Annotated in this window: 1 protein-coding gene; it reads right to left on the bottom strand. The window is 43.6% G+C overall.

All coding sequences use genetic code 11. The features are described 5' to 3' along the window. On the bottom strand, positions 1-3707 hold a 3707-nt coding region (locus BBROOKSOX_RS09495; RefSeq protein ID WP_180323963.1), incomplete at both ends, for a beta strand repeat-containing protein.

Genomic DNA, 3707 nt, shown 5'->3' with positions numbered 1-3707 from the left:
CAATCAAATCATCTAAGCCATCACCATTCACATCACCTGCACTGGAGACTGAGTAGCCACTCCAATCACCCGCTGACTCGCCATTGATAACAAAGCCATCTGTGCTTGTACCAGTAGTAATGGCTGATAATTCAATGGCATTGGTGTTGTCTTTTTTGCCAAATACAACATACGATTTACCTGCGGATCGTTTACCGCTTGGATCAGCACTATAAGCACCCACAATTAAATCATCTAAGCCATCGCCGTTGACATCACCTGCGCTGGAGATTGAAAAACTACTATAATCATCCTCTGACTCACCATTGATAACAAAGCCACCTTTGCCAGCGACAATATCTGATAATTCAATGGCATTGGTGTTGTCTTTTTTGCCGAATACGACATATGATTTACCTGCATTTAGTTTACCATTTATATTGCTCTCTTCATTACCTACAATTAAATCATCTAAGCCATCGCCGTTAACATCGCCTGCGTTGGAGATTGAGTGGGAATACTCATCATTCGTTAACTCACCAACAATAACAAAGCCACCTGTGCCAGAGGCAATGGCTGATAATTCAACGGCATCAGTATCTTGTTTGCCGAATACGACATACGATGTGTCTGATGTCTCGCGTGCACTAATAATTAAATCATCTAAACCGTCACCATTGATATCACCTGCGTTGGAGGCTAAGTGGTCACTCCAAAAACTCGCTGACTCGCCCTTGATAATAAAGCCACCTTTGCCAGCAGCAATGGCTGATAATTCAATGGCATCAGTGCCTTGTTTGCCGAATACGACATACGATTTACCTGTGACTGCGTGTACTTTACTTGGATCGCCACCATAATTAGCTACAATTAAATCATCTAAACCATCGCCGTTGACATCGCCTGCGTTGGAAACTAAGTAACCACTTCCATCCTCTATTGACTCGCCATTGATAACAAAGCCGCCTTTGCCAGCAGCAATGGCTGATAATTCAACGGCATCAGTATCTTGTTTGCCGAACACGACATAGGATTTACCTGCGTTTGATTTACCGCTTAGATTGGCACCCCAAGCACCTATAATTAAATCATCTAAGCCATCGCCGTTAACATCGCCTGCACTGGAGACTGAACGACCACTATCATCATTCGCTGACTCACCATTGATAACAAAGCCACTCTGAGCCCCCATTAATGTGACACCTTTTTGAACCCAGAGCTCGGCATTAGCACCTGTATTGGCATTACTATGAGCGTAAATAGTATAAGTGATATCATAAACAGTTTTCTCAGTTGTTGAATCATCAAAGCCAATAACCATTACTTTGTCACCACTATTGCCTAATACTTTAAGAATATTGGTACTAGTAGAAGCGTGTAATAAATCATTTAAGTTGAGTTTTAGAGTGTTGTTGCCTGAGCCTGTAATGTCAATAACTTCAATGTCTTGGATGCGTCTGTCGCTGATCTTGGTTAAATCTAGGGTTAAACCTGCACCCTCTAATTTAAGGGCATCCATACCGCCACCACCATCAACACGGGCACGGTTGCCTGTGCCGGTTTTTTCTAGTGCGGCGATGTTGCTGGCGTTGATGATAATCATATCATCGCCTAAACCTGCATTGAATACATCCATACCACCGTTGCCCGTTAGGATGTCGTTGCCTGCACCAGCAACAAAGATTTCATCTTTAGTAGTGCCAGTAAGAATGTTGGCGTTTTCATCACCGAGGTAATCAATGGTGTATTTTGGCTCATCGCCCAATTTTGATAAATCTATGGCTCCAGTGTCAGTTTTACCGAAGATGACATAGGATTTACCTGTGGATGATTTGGCACCATTAGCACCTACAATTAAATCATCTAATCCATCGCCATTGACATCACCTGCGCTGGAGACTGAGTGGCCACTATAATCACCCGCTGATTCGCCAATAATAACAAAACCATCAATACCAGCGGCAATGTCTGATAATTTAACGGCATGGGTATTGTCTTTTTTGCCGAACACAACATACGATTTACCCGCTTGTGATTGATGGTTTGAATCAGCTAGATATGCACCCACAATTAAATCATCTAAGCCGTCGCCATTGACATCGCCTGCGTTGGAGACTGAATGTCCACTAAAATCACGTGCTGACTCGCCATTGATAACAAAGCCACCTGTACCAGCGGCAATGGCTGATAATTCAATGGCATCGGTGTTGTCTTTTTTGCCGAACACAACATATGATTTACCTGCATGTGATTGACCGCTTGGATCGGCTTGATAAGCACCTACAATTAAATCATCTAAGCCATCACCGTTGACATCACCTGCGCTGGAGACTGAGGATCCACTATAATTGAGCCTTGATTCGCCATTGATAACAAAGCCACCTGTACCAGCGGCAATGGCTGATAAATTAATAGCGGTATTGTCTTGTTTGCCGAACACTATATACGATTTACCTGTGTCGACTTTACCGTTTGAATCGGCATAGAGGGCACCAATAATCAAATCATCCAAACCATCGCCGTTGACATCGCCTGCACTGGAGACTGACCAACCACTATAATCGTGCTTTGACTCGCCATTAATAACAAAGCCACCTGTACCAGCGGCAATGGCTGATAAATTAATAGCGGTATTGTCTTGTTTGCCAAATATAACATACGATTTGCCTGCATTTTTCTTGTCACTCAGATTGGCTTGATAAGCACCCACAATCAAATCATCTAAGCCATCACCATTGACATCACCCGCATTGGAGACTGAATGCCCACTAAAATCACCCGCTGACTCGCCATTGATAACAAAGCCACCTGTACCAGCGGCAATGTCTGATAATTCAACGGCATGGGTATTGTCTTTTTTGCCGAACACAACATACGATTTACCTGCGTTTGACTTACCGCTTGGATCGGATTGACCAGCGCCTATAATTAAATCATCTAAGCCATCAGCGTTGACATCACCTGCATTGGAGACTGACCAACCACTCCAACCCCTCGCTGACTCGCCATTGATAACAAAGCCACCTGTGCCAGCGGCAATGGCTGATAAATTAATAGCGGTATTGTCTTGTTTGCCAAATATAACATACGATTTTCCTGCGTCTATCTTGTCACTCAGATTGGCACCATAAGCACCCACAATTAAATCATCTACGCCATCGCCGTTAACATCGCCTGCACTGGAGACTGACCAACCACTATAATCGTGCTTTGACTCGCCATTAACAACAAAGCCACACTGCATTTTTCTAAGTGTTACCCTCTCTTGAATCCAAAGTTCGGCATTAGTGTCACCATAAGTATAAACATTATAAGCGACACCGTTAACAGTTTTATTAGTTACTAAATCATTGAAGCCAGTGGTAACTACTTCGTCGCCACTATTGCCCAATACTTTAAGAATATTGGCGCTAGTAGAGGTGTGTAATAAATCATCTAAGTTGAACTTTAGGGTGTTGTTACCTGAGCCTGTAATATCAATAACTTCAATGTCTTGGATGCGTCTGTCACTGATCTTAGTTAGATCTAGAGTTAAACCTGCACCCTCAAGTTTAAGGGTGTCAGTACCACCACCACCATCAACACGGGCACGGTTACCTGCGCCAGTTTTTTCTAGTGCGGCGATGTTGCTGGCGTTGATGATAATCGTATCATCGCCTGTACCTGCGTTAAGGACATCCATACCGCCGTTGCCCGTTAGGGTGTCGTTGCCTGCGCCAGCAACAAAG

The organism is bacterium endosymbiont of Bathymodiolus sp. 5 South, from assembly GCF_900128535.1.
Taxonomy (GTDB): Bacteria; Pseudomonadota; Gammaproteobacteria; order PS1; family Pseudothioglobaceae; genus Thiodubiliella.
This window is presented reverse-complemented; position numbering and strand designations above follow the sequence as displayed.